Raw genomic sequence first — 16,171 nt, 5'->3', positions numbered from 1 at the left:
GTGATCTCCGGGCACGGTGCGGTGGTGATCGCCTGGGGGCCGACGCCGGGGTGGATCTTTTTCTGGAACCGCTTTTGCTGACCGACCCACGAGGCAGCGGATTGCCAGGCACTGGTGCCGACCGAGGTGATGGCGCCGGCGTGCGCGATGTGCCAAAGGCTTGGCGCGGCGGAAGTGGCGGGGGCCGTGGAAGGGGTGGGCATGTCGAAGCGATTCAATTCAGGGAGAGGGCCGGAGACGAAGAGGCCGCTCGTGGCGCGCGGGCGTGGGCCGTGACATGGACCAGGCCGAGCCGCTCCAGCGCGGGCGCCACGATCACGGCGCGCCACAGCAGCGAGGCGCGCTGCGTTGCGGTGTCCACCAGCAGCGTGTCCCAACGCAGTTCCTGCGGCGGGAGCAGGGTGCCGCCGGCGGTCTCTGCCTGCACGGTCAGCGCGAGCGGGGGCCACGTGAAATACAACGGGCCCCCTTCCGACATGCCGTGCAGGACCAGGGCATGGCCCGGGCGGGGGCTTTCGCGCAGCTGCAGCGCATTGGGTGCGGCGTTGTGGTGGCGCGGGTCGAAGTCCTCGGGCAGGTCGGGCGCGCGGGTCGATTGCCAGGTGTCGCCGAAGGTGCCCTGCAGGTCGCGGCGTGGAATGTGGTGGGGGGGCACGTGGCCGAGGGCGATGGGTTCGAGGGGGTCGTCCCAGGCGGTGATGGCCCGGTCCAGCGGTTCGATCCACGGCAGCGGCGCGCCCCGGGCAGCGGCCGCGCTGCGGTACCAGCCCATGCCTTCCGGGTTGGGCTCGAAGGCGTTCACATGGCCCGTCTGCGGGTCTTTCTCCTGCCCGCCGAAGGCGAAGGGGCGCAGCAGCGGAATGCGCGACGCGGTGGCCTCGCCAGAGGCGCGCAGCCTGCCGATGGCCCCCAGTTCCGGCAGCCAGGTGCGTGGCGCGAACGCGCGCAGTTCGATCAGGCGCCGCGATCCGCCATCGGTCAGGTAGTCCACCGCGGCGTCGATGCTTGGCAAGGGCCGGCCTTGCGATGCGACCGCCCAACCGTTCACGATGCAATCGAAGCGGGGCTTGGGCGGCACGTACTCGGATTCCAGGCAGGTCCAGAGTTCATGCGCGCGGGGTGCGATGGCGGCGGCCTGGGCGGCGTCCAGGGGCAGGCTGCCGAGTGTCTGGCGCACACCCTCGCGAAAGATGGCGGCCTGGTCCTGCGCCGCCGCGAGCCGGGGCGGCAGGCCCGGGGCGGCCGCCAGTTGCCACGTGCCCTTGACGATCACCAGGGCCGCGCTGCGCCGCTCCGCATCCTGGTGCGGAAAGACCTGAGCGCGGAACGGCGTGTGGTTGAGGACCGGGCACGTCATGGCGCGGGCGGATCGGCTTGCAGGCTGTCCATGAGCTGCACGGTTTCCACCGCGGCCATCTGCCGTGCGGCAAGGTCTTCGTGGGACAGCGGAAACGGGCGGTGGGTCACCGCCGCATGCTCCACGTAGAGCCAGCTTCGCAGCGCATGGCCGACGTCGAAGGTTGGTGCGAGGCGATGGGTCTGCGTGATCGGCCCGCCCGAACGAATGCGGATGGCATCGAGCGCCCAGAGGCGGTCCTTGAGCGCGGCGTCCGTCCAGCGGGTGATGTGGGCCGGCTCCAGCCCCGTGCAGCCGTTGGCCGCGAACACCTGGCAGGCGAGGACGCGCAAGGCGCGCTGGCGCTCGCGGGCCGTGCCTTGGGTGTTCGTCAGCTCGCCCGGCACCTGCCCGAACACCAGCCGCAGCAGGTCGCGTTCGCCGGGCTCCACGGGCCGGTCTTGCCGCTCGATGAAATCGAGCACCGGCAGCAGCCCTTCGATGCGCCCCGCGAGGGCGGCGACCCGCAGCGCGGTGTCGTTGGGCACCCGAAGCCCTTGCAGGACGGCGCCCAGGGCCGTTTCGGGTTCGCGCGCGGCCCATAGCGCCAACGCTGCGTCGGCCGCGGCGGCCCAGCCCACGGGGTGCGATCGCTCGGTGGGGCCGTCTGCGGCGGTGATGCGGTCGATGTAGTGGCGCAGTTCCGGCTGCAGCCGGTGGCCGCCCATGGTGCCCAGCGCCTGCAGCGCGGTGATCTGCCGGGCGAGGTCCTGACCCTGCAGCACGGCCTTCCATTGTTCTTCGGCCCGTGGGGGCACCTGCCCCATGCGCGCGCAGGCCAGCAGGCACGCATCCGGGTCCGCGCCGCGCACCGCTGCCGCATGCACCCCGGCGATGTGCTCCGGCAGGGCGAGCCGCCCCGCCAGCTCCACGCCGCAGGCCAGCAGGTGCGCGTCCTCCGATGCCAGCAGGTCGCCGCAGGTCGTCGGAGCAGCATAGAACCACAGCGCGTACCGAACGGACACGGGTTGGGACGCGAGCAGGCGGGCGATCCCCTCCAGACGCACGGACGCATCGGGTTCGTACCGCTCCGCGAGCGCGATGCGCACGAAGGCCGCCCCCGCGATTTCCTCGGGGCGGGTCTGCGCCTGCGCCTCCACGCTGGCCACTTCGTCCAGGCACGCCGGCCCGTAGTAGCGGCAGACGTCCATCAGCGCGTCCAGCCTCTGATCGACGGCCTTGAGGGCCCGGACGGTGTGGGCCTGGCGCAGAAGCCCCGCCCGGCGCCCATAGGCGCGCACGGCGATGCCCATCTGCCGGGCCAGCATGCCGGGCAGTGGAGGGGGCGCGGAAGGGCGAAGGCGAGTGATCATGGGCCAGGCGAAGAAAAGCAAGCAGGCAGCGGCACCGTCGGAAACTCCATCGGAACCGGAAAGGGCGGCCAGGGCATCCCGCAGCGGACGCAGGCGCGATGCATCGCGGCGACCCGGGTCAGTTCAACTCGATGGAGCCGCCTTCGATGCGATGGGTTTCGACGGCGGCCGAGGTGATCTGGTGACCCCGGGTCTCGACCGAGCCGTCCTGGGAAAACTGCATGCGCGCATCGGCGCAGCGCAGCAGCACGCGGCTCACCGCACTCACGTCCAGGTGGGTCACTTCGAGCGACAGCGCGCCGGTGGCCCGGTCGAACTGCCAGGGCGGTGTGGCCGGCGCGCCGGGGCAGGGCCAGGCGGCAACGATCAGCGAGGGCAGGGGCCCGCCGCCCGATGCCGGTGCTTCCTGCCCGGAACCCAGCGCGGCCAGCACGAACTGGCCTTCGATCACGCCGGGCACTTGAGAGGCCAGTTCCGCGCGGTATTCGCGGCCCTGGCAGCGAAGGACCACGGTTCCATCCGCATCCTGGCGCAGGACCTGGGCGGGCTGGAGCGACCACGCGGTGGCGGGATCGGCGGCGGGGCCGTCCACAGGCAGGGTGCTTCGGAGCATGCGGGAATCAGTTTTCATGGATGCCTCCGGAAAGCGTGGTGACGTCGCTTGCGCCGATGAGGCGGATGCTGTTGCCGTTCACGGTGATGGTGCCGTCGGCCTGGAGGATGAGCGAGCTGGAGCCCACCTTCAGGGTAATCGTTTCGGCATCCATGGTGATGCTGGAGCCGGCTCCCCCGCCGCCTTCGCCACCGCCCGAGGGCGCGGTCACGTTCTTGGCCATGCCGCCGCCGCCGGCATCTCCGCCGCCCCCGCCGCCGCCTCCCACGTTGAGGCTGTACTTGGTGCCCACCACCGTGCTCTGGTTGGTGCCGACCTTGACGTCCTGGTCGCTGCCCACGGTGGTGCTCTGGTTCTTGCCCACGATGGTGGCCATGATGGCGCCCACGTTGAGGTTGTAGACCACGCCCACGTTTTCCATGCGGCCGACGCCCACGTTCTGCATCGAGGCGATTCCGATGGTCTCGGTCTTGAACTTGCCGACCTTGATCGACCAGTTGCTGCCGATCTTGTCCTTCTCGTTCCTGCCGATGGTCTTGGTGCGGTTCTTGCCGATGCTCACCGTCTCGTCGATGCCCACGTCCTCGCGACGGTTGTCGCCGATGCTGATCTTCTCGTCGTGATCCACGCGCTCCGTGCGGTTGTTGTGCACGGTGATCTTTTCATCGCGGTCCACCGTCTCGGTGCGGTCGCGGTGGATGACGTTGGTCTCGTCCCGGTCGATGGTCTTGCGCCGGTCGTTGCCGACCCACTTGTCCTCGTCGTTCTCGACTTCGGTGAGCTGGTCCTTCTGCGCATGCAGCCACAGCTGCTCGGCGCCGGCCTTGTCTTCGAAGCGCAGCGCATTCGCGTCGCCGGCGCCATTCTTCAGGCCCGGGCCGAAGGCGCCGCCCTTGCTCGATTTGGTCTTGATGCCCGACTGTGTCGCGTTGCCGGGCAGGCCCCAGGGGGGCATGTTGTCGGCGTTGTAGACGCAGCCCAGGATGATGGGGTAGTCCGGGTCGCCGTTCAGGAAGTCGACGATCACCTCCATGCCGATGCGCGGAATGAACACGTTGCCGAACTGCGGCCCCGCCCAGGTGGAGGACACGCGCACCCAGCAGCTGGAGTTCTCATCCATCGCCCCGATGCGGTCCCAGTGGAACTGCACCTTCACCCGGCCGTACTGGTCGGTCCAGATCTCCTCGCCCGGCGGGCCTACCACCACGGCCGTCTGCGGGCCCGTGGTGCGAGGGCGGGGCGTGGCGACGACGGGGCGGTAGGGCATGGCGGTGGGGTGCACCTCCATCGAAAAGCGCTGGATCGAGCCGCCCTGGGTCTGGCCCACGCCGTTCAGGCCCTGGCTGGCCTGGGCGTTTTCCTCCAGGTAGTACTCCACCGACACTACCAGGTACTGCTGGTTCTGGTCTTCGCGCGGGTAGTTGTCCAGCACGATGGTGTAGCCGGGGGCGATGCTGCGCTTGTTCAACTTCGCGTGGGCGCGGTGGTGGCCGGCCAGGCCGGTTTCCATCTGCAGCCGGGTGTAGGTTTCCCCATCGGAAAACTCGGTGTAGCCCCCGGGCCACTCGTACCTCTCGTAGCTGTCGTGGGCATGCCCTGGCGGGGACTGGCGCATGTCGGACAGATCGGCGCGCGGCTTCTTGAAGTCGTAGTCGTCCAGGTAGGCCCGGCCGGGCTGCACCTGCTGGCCCATGTGCCAGGAAAAGATGTGTTCCCGGTCGGCCAGGGCGGTCTTGCCCGGTGGGTGGAAGGGAATCACGTGGCCGCCCGGCAGCGGGCTGTGCGAGCCCATCACGTCGTCGGCGAACACCAGCGTGTGGCTGCCGGGCTGGTGTTCGAAATACCAGTAAATGCCTTCGGATTCGCACAGCCGCGCGATGAAGGCGAAATCGGTCTCGTGGTATTGCACGGTATAGGGCCGCACGCGATAAGCCCGGGAGAGCTTTTTCTGCATCGGCTGGCCGTATTTCTGCAGCACGCTCTCCACGATATCCGGGACGGTCATTTCCTGGAAGATCCTGAAATCGCTGCGCCGCGTGGCCAGCCACAGCCAGGGGCGCAGCACCATGCGGTAGGCGTAATTGGCCGAGGTGTCCTGGCCCTGCATGCCAAAGCCCGTGGCAATACCGTCCAGGTAACGCCGGCCCAGGCCTTCTGTTTCCACCACGACCGTGGCAGCGAGGCCCAGCAAGGCTTTGGGGTCGATGCCCTTGTTCTTGGAGATCAGGTCGATCTCGAATTCAAACAACCCGGACAGCGCCTCGCTTCCTTTCAATTGCCTGAATTGCAACGCCTCTCCCAAAGGCGTTTGAATTGTTACGCGGCGATTAGTCATGCGAGAAATTGTTTCTTAGCTTTGAATCGGGTCCGCATTATGCTGGCGAGGCCTGCCCATCGGCACCGCGCGTTTGTGCGGCGCAACAGCCTCAATTGCATCCAGATGTTCGTGGGGTTATCTGCCACTGCGTCCGTTGTGGTTTCAGCGGGGTTGTGGTGGACTGCGAAGTGATCCGGCAACCGTGGCCGGACGCTATGCAACCAGATAAAAAAGGGAATCCATGGGAGATGCAGTTTTCGGCCCGCAGCGGCCATGCTCGGTGGAGCTTGACGGCGACAGCATTCTGTTCGGCTTCGATCCCGCGTCCACGACCTGGCGGCACGCGCAAACGCCGGCGCAGCGCATTTTGGCCAGGCGCCCGCACTGGGTGATCGACGACCGCACGGCGGCCGGCCTCCAGGCGTACGACCTGGTGCGGGGCTACGAGGCGCCTTTCGACAGTGCGCCGCCCGAGCTTTTCCCCCGCGGGCCGCAGGGCCCGTTCGATACCGAGCCGCACCCGTCGCGCATCGTGGTCCTGCAGGTGGGGGTGAACGACCACGCACGCCCCGGCTTCGACATCGAGGCGTTCGAGGACGATTACCGCGGCCTCATCGGCTTCGTGCATTCGTTGGGACATGCCGCCGTGGTCACCGGGATCACCCCGGTCTCCGACAAGATCTTCGGCCCCGCGGCGCTCGCCACCATGCAGGCGATCAATGCGGCCATCCGCCGGGTGGCGGCCGACACGCGCACGGTGCATGCGCACTGGGATTCGATGCCGTTTTCGGTGGACAGGGACACGACCGACGGCATCCACCCCACGCAGGCCGCCTCGAACCGCCTGGCCGACCGCCTGACGGTGGCGCTGGAGCGCACCTTCCGGCTGGGCGCATAGCGCAAGCGGCCATGGCCTGCAAGGGCGTGGGCAGGGCTGCGGGGTCCGCCGTTGCCAGGGCAGCACAAACCCGCGGGCTGGTGAATTCCCTGCCCGGCGGGTGCCGAGACGGTGATACAAAAACACCAGCGGGCTGGAAGGCCGGCCTGCACACCCCCTTCAAGAAAAGGTCGTCCGCATGCCCGCACTCGCCGCTTTCCTCCAGGAGGTCAAGCTGCCCACCATGCCCGAGGTGGCCCACAGCCTGATCCAGACCCTGCACGACGACGATATCCCCTTCGAGAAGGTGCGCACCGCCATCTCCAAGGACCCTTCGCTCACCGCCAAGCTGGTCCGCATGGCCAACAGCGCGCGGTTCGGGCTGCCGCGCCAGGTCTCCTCGCTCGACGACGCCATCAACATGGTGGGGCTCAACCAGGTGCGCACGCTGGCCCTGGCGGCGTGCATGACGGGCTCGTTCGCCGACGCGCCGGGCGTGGACCGGCAGGAGTTCTGGAAGGAAAGCATGGCCTGCGCCGGCTACGCGCAGTGGCTGGCAAGGGCGCTGGGCACCGATGTGCAGCAATCGTGGCTCACGGGCTTCATGGTGCGGCTGGGCGAGCTGATCATCGCCCAGAAGGCGCCGAGCGAGATCGTGGAGATCGAACGCCTGCCGCACCTGCCCGGCGGCCGCTGGCAGCGCGAGCAAAGCCTGCTGGGCTTCACCGAAGGGCAGATCACGGCCGAGCTGGCGCGGCAGTGGAAATTCCCCGACGAGGTGGTGCGTGCGCTGGAGACGGCCTCCGACCCGCTGGCCAGCCCCTCGTTCTGCCGCCTGGGCGCCATCGTGCACGTGGCCACGCTGCTGGCGGAGATCGCCGTCGGCCCCAAGGCGAGCGTGGCGGAGACGATCGGCGCGTTGCCGGACGAACTGCTGCAGGCGCTGCAGCTCGATCCCGGCTGGCTCGCCGACCACCTTCCGGATCCGGCCGTGTTCACCGACACGTCGGCGCTGTAAACCGATCCATCCATCCATCCGCCCGTCAGCGGCGCCCACGGAGACGCCAATGAAAAGGCCGGCGAAAGCCGGCCTGACAGGGTGGGGCGCAAGGCCCCATGGAGCCTCCCGCCTCAGCGGTGGCCGCTCGTGTCCATGCGTTCGGTCTTCGCGTCCAGCAGCACCTCGGGCTCCTGCGCGTCCACCCAGTTCGGGTCGTTCAGGCGCTGCTTGAGCTTGTTCTCGTCGAGGTCGCCGGTCCACTTGGCGACCACGATGGTGGCCACGCCGTTGCCCACCAGGTTGGTGAGCGCGCGCGCCTCGGACATGAAGCGGTCGATGCCCAGGATGAGCGCCAGGCCCGCCACCGGCACGTGGCCCACCGCTGACAGCGAGGCCGCCAGCACGATGAAGCCGCTGCCCGTGATCCCGGCCGCGCCCTTGGAGGTGAGCAGCAGCACCAGCAGCAGCGTGATCTGGTGCGTGATGTCCAGCGGCGTGTTGGTGGCCTGCGCAATGAACACGGCGGCCATGGTCAGGTAGATGGAGGTGCCGTCCAGGTTGAACGAGTAGCCGGTGGGAATCACCAGGCCCACGGTGGTCTTCTTGGCGCCCAGGTTCTCCATCTTTTCCATCATGCGCGGCAGCACGGATTCGCTGGAGGACGTGCCCAGCACGATCAGCAGCTCTTCCTTGATGTACTTGATGAACTTCCAGATCGAGAAGCCGTGGAAGCGCGCAATGGCGCCCAGCACGATGAAGATGAACAGCAGGCAGGTCAGGTAGAACGAGCCCATCAGCTTGCCCAGCGACAGCAGCGAGCCCACGCCGTACTTGCCGATGGTGAACGACATCGCACCGAAGGCACCGATGGGCGCCACCTTCATGATGTAGCCGACGATGGTGAACAGCACGTGCGAGGTCTTCTCGATGAAGTCGAACACCAGCGTGCCGCGGCCGCCGAAGCGGTGCAGGGCGAAGCCGAACATCACGGCGATCAGCAGCACCTGCAGGATCTCGCCCTTGGCGAACGCATCGACCACCGTGGTGGGGATGATGTTCATCAGGAAGTCGGTGGTGGTGCCCATCTTGCCGGGCGCGGTGTAGGCGGCGATCGACTTGGTGTCGATGGTGGAGGCATCCACGTTCATGCCGGCGCCGGGCTGCAGCACGTTGACCACGATCAGGCCGATGATCAGCGCGACCGTGCTCACGATCTCGAAATACAGCAGGGCCAGGCCGCCGGTGCGGCCGACCTTCTTCATGTCTTCCATGCCCGCGATGCCGATCACCACCGTGCAGAAGATGATGGGCGCGATGATCATCTTGATCAGCTTGATGAAGCCATCGCCCAGCGGCTTCATCTGCTCGCCCAGTGCGGGGTAGAAGTGCCCCAGCAGCACGCCGACGACGACGGCGAAGAGCACCTGGATGTACAGCGAGCGGTAAAGGGGTCTCTTGGGGGGGAGCGTGCGTGTCTCTTGCATAGGTCTGCGCGTACCGTCGCCAGCAGCGCTCATTTTGGAGGTGCGTGAATGTATGCCTGTGCCATGGCCTGCGCGATTGTGGAAATCCACATGGTGGGAAATACGTACACGCCGCGCGCGCCGGGGTGGTGGGAGGCTGCGCGCACCCTGCCAGCGTGGCGGAATGCGCCGGTTTTCGGGGGGCGATCCGGTTCATGCCGGCCGCGCGGGCGGGTCGCCGGATCGCCGAGATGTCAGCCAGGTGACAGACTTTGCGGCCGGTGGAGCGTGCGCCGGCCGCAGCCCTCAACGGGCCGGACAGGCGAGAAACGCCGGCAGCCGCTCCGCCTGTCCGGCATAGGCGGCCAGGACAGGGTGATCGGCGGCCAGGACGGTATCGGCGACCATGCTCTGCATGAAATCCCACGCCACGGCGATGGTGACGCCCGCATCGGTGATGGCCTGCTCGGGCGCCGGCAGGGGGGCATGGGCCATTTCGGCCTCGAGCTGCCCGCAGGCCGCCAGCAACTGGCCGCTCACGCGGTCGATCCAGGGGGCATGCTGCTTTTCCGCAGGACGCAGGTTTTGTTCGTACACCCGCTGTACGGCTTTCTCGCAGGCGGCCAGCGCCAGGCCGGTGAGGCGCAGATCGCGCAGCAGCGCGGGCCCGCCGAGCGGCTGCAGGCGGTGGCGCGACAGGGTGCCGGCCCACTGCAGGATCAGCCCCGAATCCATCAGCACCGTGCCGTCGTCGGCCACCAGCGTCGGGGCCTTCACCACCGGGTTGATGCGGCCGAAGGCCTCGAAGGTGCTGAACACCGAGAGGGGCAGGTGCTCGAAGGGCAGTTCCAGCAGCCGCAGCGACACGGCGACACGGCGCACATAGGGGGAGTCCAGCATTCCAACCAGCTGCATGGGAAGGGTTCCTTGAGAAAAGGGGCCAAAGAAAGCCAGGGCGCGGTCCGCCAGGACGCCGGTGGCACGGCCTTGCACGATAGGCGCGCGGCCCCTGCCGATGAAGGGCGGGGCATCGGAAATGCCGGCTCCAAACCGATGGATGATCGGAACCTCCCTTCCCGAACCCGCAACCCCCGGAGCGCTGGCATGACCCTCGACAAGAAAGACTGGCTGATCCTGGAAGCCCTGCAGACCGATGCCCGCCAGAGCCTGGCCGCGCTGGGCAAGCGCATCGGCCTGTCCCAGCCCGCCATGAGCGAGCGGGTGCGCAAGCTCGAGGACGCGGGCGTGATCGAGGGCTATGGGGCGCGGGTCAACCTGCGCGCCATCGGCGTGCGGCTGCAGGCCATCATCCGCGTGCAGACCGACCATGCCGGCATCGCGCCCTATGTGAAGCTCTTCGAGTCCATGCCCGAGGTCCTCGAAGCCGATCGCGTGACGGGCGAGGATTGCTTCATCGTGCGCTGCGCCATCGCCGAGCCCGAAGACCTGCAGTCCGTGGTCGATGCACTGGCCCAGCACGGCGCGGTGACCACGTCGCTGGTGCTGTCGAGCCCCGTGCGCAAGACCACCACGGTGCACGCCCTGCGGTCCCCGCGGCGCTGAGCGGGCCAGCCGGGCCGGCCCCGCGGCATCGGGGCCGTGTACGCCACTTGGCGTATTGGCGGCCCGGGGGGCAGTCTCCAGAATCCATTCCATCGACCGGACAAAGGCGCCCTGCGGGGGCCCCGGGCGAGCGGTTTGAACCCCATTCATCGGAGCTGCACCATGCAACGTCGTTACTCTCTCAAGGCCCTCGCGGCCATCGCCACGCTGGCCGGCCTGTCGGCGCTGCCGGCCCATGCCGCCGACACCATCAAGGTGGGCGTGCTGCACAGCCTGTCGGGCACCATGCCATCTCGGAGACGGTGCTGAAGGACACCGTGCTCATGGCCATCGACGAGATCAACGCCAAGGGCGGCGTGCTCGGCAAGAAGCTCGAGCCCGTGGTGGTGGACCCGGCCTCCAACTGGCCCCTGTTCGCCGAGAAGACCAAGCAGCTGCTGGGGCAGGACAAGGTCTCGGTCATCTTCGGCTGCTGGACCTCGGTGAGCCGCAAGTCCGTGCTGCCCGTGGTCGAGGAAATGAACGGCCTGCTGTTCTACCCCGTGCAGTACGAAGGCGAAGAGCTGTCCAAGAACGTGTTCTACACCGGCGCGGCGCCCAACCAGCAGGCCATTCCCGCGGTGGACTATTTGATGAGCAAGGACGGCGGCGGCGCCAAGCGCTGGGTGCTGCTGGGCACCGACTACGTGTACCCCCGCACCACCAACAAGATCCTGCGCGCCTACCTGAAGTCCAAGGGCGTGAAGGACAGCGACATCGACGAAAAGTACACGCCCTTCGGCCATGCCGACTACCAGACCATCGTGGCCGACATCAAGAAGTTCAGCCAGGGTGGCAAGACGGCGGTGGTCTCCACCATCAACGGCGACTCCAACGTGCCGTTCTACAAGGAACTGGGCAACGCGGGCCTCAAGGCCAAGGACGTGCCGGTGGTGGCCTTCTCGGTGGGTGAGGAAGAACTGCGCGGCGTGGACACCAAGCCGCTCGTGGGCCACCTGGCGGCATGGAACTACTTCATGTCTATCAAGAACCCCACCAACACCGCCTTCATCAAGCAGTGGAGCGACTACGCCCGCGCCAAGAAGATCCCCGGCCACATGGACAAGCCGCTCACCAACGACCCGATGGAGGCCACCTACATCGGCATCCACATGTGGAAGCAGGCGGTGGAGAAGGCCAAGAGCACCGATGTGGACAAGGTCATCGCCGCCATGGCCGGCCAGACCTTCCAGGCGCCCAGCGGCATCGTGAGCAAGATGGACGAGAAGAACCACCACCTGCACAAGAGCGTGTTCATCGGCGAGATCAAGGCCGACGGCCAGTTCAACGTGGTGTGGAAGACGCCCGGCCCGGTCAAGGCCAAGCCCTGGAGCCCGTACATCGAAGGCAACGACAAGAAGAAGGACGAGCCCGACGGAAAGTCGAAGTGAAATCGAAGTGACACCCCCCTGAGGCGCTGCGCGCCTTCACCCCCTCTCTCGCTGCGCGGGAGGGGGGGACGACGCCAGCGGCCCGGCAGAGCCGGTTCCGCGGCGTCTGCTGGCTTGGGCCGCGCTGGTGCACGTGGCATGACGAAGCAGTCCGTGATCGCAATCCTTTCTTGTTCGTGACGACCTTCCCCTCACCATGCTTCCCACCTTCTTTCACCGCCTGATCGCCTGCCTGCTGCTGTGTGCGGCGGTGCAGGCGCACGCGCTCACGCCGCAGGCCGCGCGTGCCATGGCGGCGGGCGAGACCGACGAGCGCATCGCCGCGCTGCAGCAGGCCATCGCCACGCCCGACGATGCGACGCTGGCCTTCATCCGCGCGATGGCCGACGATGCGGTCAAGATCGCGGGCGACCGTGCCATCACCATCAAGGACGGCAAGGGGCTGGACCCCGCCACCGGCGCCGAGGTGCCGGTGCCCGACGATGCGGAGGACATCGTCAACAACAACCGCATGCGCGGCGAGTTCGATGCCGCGCTGGCCTCGCTGCAACTGCTGTCGCCCGACGCGGCCCAGCGCCGCGCCGCCATCGAGTCGCTCAAGGAAGAGACCGACGCCGCGCGCCTGCCCCTGATCGAAAAGGCCCTCGCCGCCGAGAAGGATGCCGGCCTGCGCGGGCGGCTCGAAGCCATCCGCGCGCGCATGCTGCTGGCCGACAGCGACGCGGCCCACCGCCTGGAGGCCGCGCAGTACCTGGCCGCCAGCGGCACCCCCGCCACGCGCACCGTGCTGCTGGAGCAACTGCGCCAGGAGGCCGATCCCAAGGTGAAGGCCGCGATCCAGTCCGCGCTGGCCTCGGTGGAAGGCCGGCTGCAGTGGGGCGAGAAGCTCGCCGCGCTGTTCTCGGGCGTGAGCCTGGGGTCCATCCTGCTGCTGGTGGCGCTGGGGCTGGCCATCACCTACGGGCTGATGGGCGTCATCAACATGGCGCACGGCGAGCTGATGATGATCGGCGCCTACGCCACCTACGTGGTGCAGGGCCTGTTCCAGAAATACCTGCCCGGCGCCTTCGACTGGTACCTGGTGGCCGCCGTGCCGGCCGCGTTCTGCGCCTCCGCCCTCATGGGCGCGGCGCTGGAGCGCAGCGTGATCCGCTTTCTCTACGGCCGGCCGCTGGAGACGCTGCTGGCCACCTGGGGCATCAGCCTGATGCTGCAGCAGCTCGTGCGCACCGTGTTCGGCGCGCAGAACGTGGGCGTGGAAAACCCCGCCTGGATGAGCGGCGGCGTGCAGCTCATGGACAACCTGCAGCTGCCCTGGAACCGCGTGATCATCGTGGCCTTCGCCTTCGCGGTGCTGGCCGGCGTGGCCTATCTCATCGGCCGCACGCGGCTGGGCCTGTTCGTGCGCGGCGTCACGCAGAACCGGCCCATCGCCTCGTGCATGGGCGTCAACACCGCCCGCGTGGACACCTATGCCTTCGCCCTCGGCTCCGGCATCGCCGGCCTGGCCGGCTGCGCTTTAAGCCAGGTCGGCAACGTGGGGCCCGACCTGGGGCAGGGCTACATCGTCGATTCGTTCATGGTCGTGGTGCTGGGCGGCGTGGGCCAGCTGGCGGGCACCGTGTACGCGGCGCTGGGCCTGGGCGTGCTCAACAAGTTCCTCGAAGGCTGGACGGGCGCCGTGCTGGCCAAGATCGCCGTGCTGGTCTTCATCATCGTGTTCATCCAGAAGCGGCCGCAGGGCATCTTCGCGATGAAGGGGAGGGAGGCATGAGCGCCCGTCGTCGTCTTCATCGCCGCCCGCCGCGCCACCTGCCTCTGCCTGCCTAGAAGAAGAAGCCCATGCCCCATCGAGACATCTCCCTTCCTGCGCCAGCGCCGCTGCTCACGCGGTCCGGCTGGTCGGCGTTCATCGTCGCGCTCATCGCCGTGTGCGCGGTGGCGCCCGTGCTCAACCTGTGGCTGCCCGCCGGCAGCCCGCTGCACCTGTCCGACTACGCGGTGGCGCTGCTGGGCAAGATCATGTGCTACGCCATCTGCGCGCTGGCCATGGACCTCATCTGGGGCTACACCGGCATCCTGAGCCTGGGCCACGGCCTGTTCTTCGCCCTGGGCGGCTACGTGATGGGCATGTACCTCATGCGCCAGATCGGCCGCGACGGCAACTACCAGAGCGACCTGCCGGACTTCATGGTGTTCCTGGACTGGAAGGAGCTGCCCTGGCACTGGGCGCTGTCGGACAGCTTCGCCGCCACCTTGGTCCTCGTCGTGGCCGTGCCGGGGCTGGTCGCCTTCGTGTTCGGGTACTTTGCCTTCCGCTCGCGCATCAAGGGCGTGTATTTCTCGATCATCACGCAGGCCATGACGTATGCCGCCATGCTGCTGTTCTTTCGCAACGAGACGGGCTTCGGCGGCAACAACGGCTTCACCGATTTCAAGCGCATCCTGGGGCAGCCGATCGCCACGCAGAACATGCGCATGCTGCTCTTCGTGCTCACGGGGCTGGCGCTGCTGGGCTCGTTCCTGCTCGGGCGCTGGCTGGTGCGCAGCAAATTCGGCCGCGTGCTCCAGGCGGTGCGCGATGCGGAGACACGCGTCATGTTCTCGGGCTACTCGCCGCTGCCCTACAAGCTCACCATCTGGACCATCAGCGCGATGATGTGCGGCGTGGCCGGCGCGCTGTACGTGCCGCAGGTCGGCATCATCAACCCGGGCGAGATGAGCGCCGCCAACTCGATCGAGATCGCTGTGTGGGCGGCCGTGGGCGGGCGCGCCACGCTCATCGGCCCCATCGTGGGCGCCTTCCTGGTGAACGGCGCCAAGAGCTGGCTCACCGTGACCGCACCGGAGTTCTGGCTGTACTTCCTGGGGGCGCTGTTCATCGCCGTCACCCTGTTCCTGCCCAACGGCATCGTGGGCCTGCTGCGGCGCCCGCGCAAGGCGGTGGAGGACGCGCGCCAGCCCCTGCGCGGCAGCGCCAAGCCAAAGGAGGGCGCGCAATGACCCCCGATCTGATGGAAGAAGGCGCGCGCCGCATCGCGGGCGATGCCCCGGCGGCACGCACGGGGCAGACCGAGTCCGGGGGCCGCACGGCCGGCTTCTCGCGCGTGGCCGTGCCCGGCGAGGTGGACGTGGCCCACGGCCGCATCCTGTACCTGGAAGACGTGCACGTGAGCTTCGACGGCTTCAAGGCCATCAACGGCCTGAACCTGGACATCGCGCCGGGCGAGCTGCGCTGCGTGATCGGCCCCAACGGCGCGGGCAAGACCACGATGATGGACATCATCACCGGCAAGACCCGCCCGGACCGCGGCACCGTGTTCTTCGGCAGCACCATCGACCTGCTGCGGCACAACGAGCCGGAGATCGCTGGCTTGGGAATCGGCCGCAAGTTCCAAAAGCCCACAGTGTTCGAACAGCTCACCGTGTTCGAGAACCTGGAGCTGGCCTTGAAGACGCACAAGGGCGTGGCCTCAAGCCTGTTCTTTCGCCTGGACTCGGCCCAGTCGGACCGGCTGGCCGAGGTGCTGCACACCATCCACCTGGCCGGCAGCGTGGCGCGCATGGCGGGCAATCTGAGCCATGGGCAAAAGCAGTGGCTGGAGATCGGGATGCTGCTGATGCAGGACCCGAAGCTGCTCCTGCTGGACGAGCCGGTGGCGGGGATGACGGACGAGGAGACGGCTCGCACGGCGGAGCTGTTCCTGACCTTGAAGGGGCGGCACTCGCTGATGGTGGTGGAGCATGACATGTCGTTCATCCGGACGATTTCGGAGAAGGTGACGGTGTTGTGCGAGGGGGCGGTGTTGGCGGAGGGGACGCTGGATCAGGTGCAGGGGGATGAGAGGGTGATTGAGGTTTATCTGGGGCGGTGATGGGTTGGGTTGTTTTTTGCGTTTGCTGTTCAGTTACGTTCCGGGGCCGGGAGTTGCGCCCGGCGGCGCACTCACTTTCTTTTGCTTCGCCAAAAGAAAGTAAGCAAAGAAAAGGCGACCCTGCTGGCTGCGTCCCTGCGCTTCGCTCCGGGCAACCTGCGGTGCTCGTGCGCGGGGTGCGCCGTGGAACTCGCTTCGCGCTGCGCGCTACGCTCGGACAGCCACGGCGAGTCAGTTCACGAAGCAGGTGTGTCCTTCGGCACACCTGCCCACCCCGCGCCCTGCGCTCCTCGGCGCATCCAGAAGGGAACCCGCCACACGGGC

At 67.8% G+C, this 16,171-nt stretch carries 12 protein-coding genes and 2 pseudogenes; 7 read left to right on the top strand and 7 right to left on the bottom strand.

Annotated elements, in window-relative coordinates; all coding sequences use genetic code 11:
- From AC27IQ_RS10665 to AC27IQ_RS10645, 5 genes and pseudogenes are all read right to left on the bottom strand, one after another.
- Nucleotides 1–203: pseudogene (locus AC27IQ_RS10665) on the bottom strand (hypothetical protein); the annotation flags it as partial.
- Between the two features lie 11 nt (nucleotides 204–214).
- On the bottom strand, nucleotides 215–1,357 hold the full coding sequence (locus AC27IQ_RS10660; RefSeq protein WP_487089440.1) for a DUF2169 family type VI secretion system accessory protein: 1,143 nt from the start codon (nucleotides 1,355–1,357) through the stop codon (nucleotides 215–217).
- Nucleotides 1,354–2,709, bottom strand: a complete 1,356-nt coding sequence (locus tag AC27IQ_RS10655) for a hypothetical protein (protein WP_487089439.1) — start codon at nucleotides 2,707–2,709, stop codon at nucleotides 1,354–1,356. Before AC27IQ_RS10655 ends, AC27IQ_RS10660 begins: the two co-directional genes overlap by 4 nt.
- 118 nt (nucleotides 2,710–2,827) lie before the next feature.
- Nucleotides 2,828–3,340 (bottom strand): hypothetical protein, encoded by a 513-nt coding sequence (locus AC27IQ_RS10650; protein ID WP_487089438.1) that lies wholly within the window; start codon nucleotides 3,338–3,340, stop codon nucleotides 2,828–2,830.
- Nucleotides 3,330–5,657 carry a type VI secretion system Vgr family protein gene (locus tag AC27IQ_RS10645; RefSeq protein ID WP_487089437.1) on the bottom strand — a complete coding sequence of 776 codons (2,328 nt, stop codon included), beginning with the start codon at nucleotides 5,655–5,657 and terminating at the stop codon, nucleotides 3,330–3,332. The genes AC27IQ_RS10650 and AC27IQ_RS10645 overlap by 11 nt, the downstream gene beginning before the upstream one ends.
- A 223-nt stretch (nucleotides 5,658–5,880) precedes the next feature.
- Here AC27IQ_RS10645 and AC27IQ_RS10640 point away from each other — a divergent pair, with 223 nt between their 5' ends.
- Together AC27IQ_RS10640 and AC27IQ_RS10635 are read left to right on the top strand one after the other, a co-directional pair.
- Nucleotides 5,881–6,537 carry an SGNH/GDSL hydrolase family protein gene (locus AC27IQ_RS10640; protein WP_284408345.1) on the top strand — a complete coding sequence of 219 codons (657 nt, stop codon included), beginning with the start codon at nucleotides 5,881–5,883 and terminating at the stop codon, nucleotides 6,535–6,537.
- 178 nt (nucleotides 6,538–6,715) lie between these two features.
- Nucleotides 6,716–7,534, top strand: a complete 819-nt coding sequence (locus AC27IQ_RS10635) for an HDOD domain-containing protein (protein WP_284395298.1) — start codon at nucleotides 6,716–6,718, stop codon at nucleotides 7,532–7,534.
- 113 nt (nucleotides 7,535–7,647) lie between these two features.
- Here the strand turns inward: AC27IQ_RS10635 and AC27IQ_RS10630 are convergent, their stop codons facing one another.
- Together AC27IQ_RS10630 and AC27IQ_RS10625 are read right to left on the bottom strand one after the other, a co-directional pair.
- On the bottom strand, nucleotides 7,648–9,000 hold the full coding sequence (locus AC27IQ_RS10630; protein WP_272564701.1) for a dicarboxylate/amino acid:cation symporter: 1,353 nt from the start codon (nucleotides 8,998–9,000) through the stop codon (nucleotides 7,648–7,650).
- 285 nt (nucleotides 9,001–9,285) lie between these two features.
- Nucleotides 9,286–9,894 carry a glutathione S-transferase gene (locus AC27IQ_RS10625; protein ID WP_487089436.1) on the bottom strand — a complete coding sequence of 203 codons (609 nt, stop codon included), beginning with the start codon at nucleotides 9,892–9,894 and terminating at the stop codon, nucleotides 9,286–9,288.
- Nucleotides 9,895–10,083: 189 nt separating this feature from the next.
- Here AC27IQ_RS10625 and AC27IQ_RS10620 point away from each other — a divergent pair, with 189 nt between their 5' ends.
- The 5 genes and pseudogenes from AC27IQ_RS10620 (at nucleotide 10,084) to urtD (ending at nucleotide 15,847) form a co-directional block, all read left to right on the top strand.
- Entirely contained in the window at nucleotides 10,084–10,542 is a 459-nt protein-coding gene (locus AC27IQ_RS10620) for an Lrp/AsnC family transcriptional regulator (protein ID WP_284395294.1), read from the top strand.
- A gap of 162 nt (nucleotides 10,543–10,704) precedes the next feature.
- A pseudogene (gene urtA / locus AC27IQ_RS10615) lies at nucleotides 10,705–11,972 on the top strand (urea ABC transporter substrate-binding protein).
- 196 nt (nucleotides 11,973–12,168) lie between these two features.
- Complete coding sequence (gene urtB / locus AC27IQ_RS10610) at nucleotides 12,169–13,746, top strand: urea ABC transporter permease subunit UrtB (protein WP_487089435.1); 1,578 nt, start codon at nucleotides 12,169–12,171, stop codon at nucleotides 13,744–13,746.
- A gap of 68 nt (nucleotides 13,747–13,814) precedes the next feature.
- Nucleotides 13,815–14,975 (top strand): urea ABC transporter permease subunit UrtC, encoded by a 1,161-nt coding sequence (urtC, locus tag AC27IQ_RS10605; RefSeq protein WP_284429128.1) that lies wholly within the window; start codon nucleotides 13,815–13,817, stop codon nucleotides 14,973–14,975.
- Nucleotides 14,972–15,847: an urea ABC transporter ATP-binding protein UrtD gene (urtD, locus tag AC27IQ_RS10600; RefSeq protein WP_487089434.1), complete on the top strand. Its 876-nt coding sequence runs from the start codon at nucleotides 14,972–14,974 to the stop codon at nucleotides 15,845–15,847. Before urtC ends, urtD begins: the two co-directional genes overlap by 4 nt.
- Nucleotides 15,848–16,171 lie beyond the last annotated feature (324 nt).

Source organism: Acidovorax sp. KPB24-07, from assembly GCF_057543315.1.
This window is presented reverse-complemented; position numbering and strand designations above follow the sequence as displayed.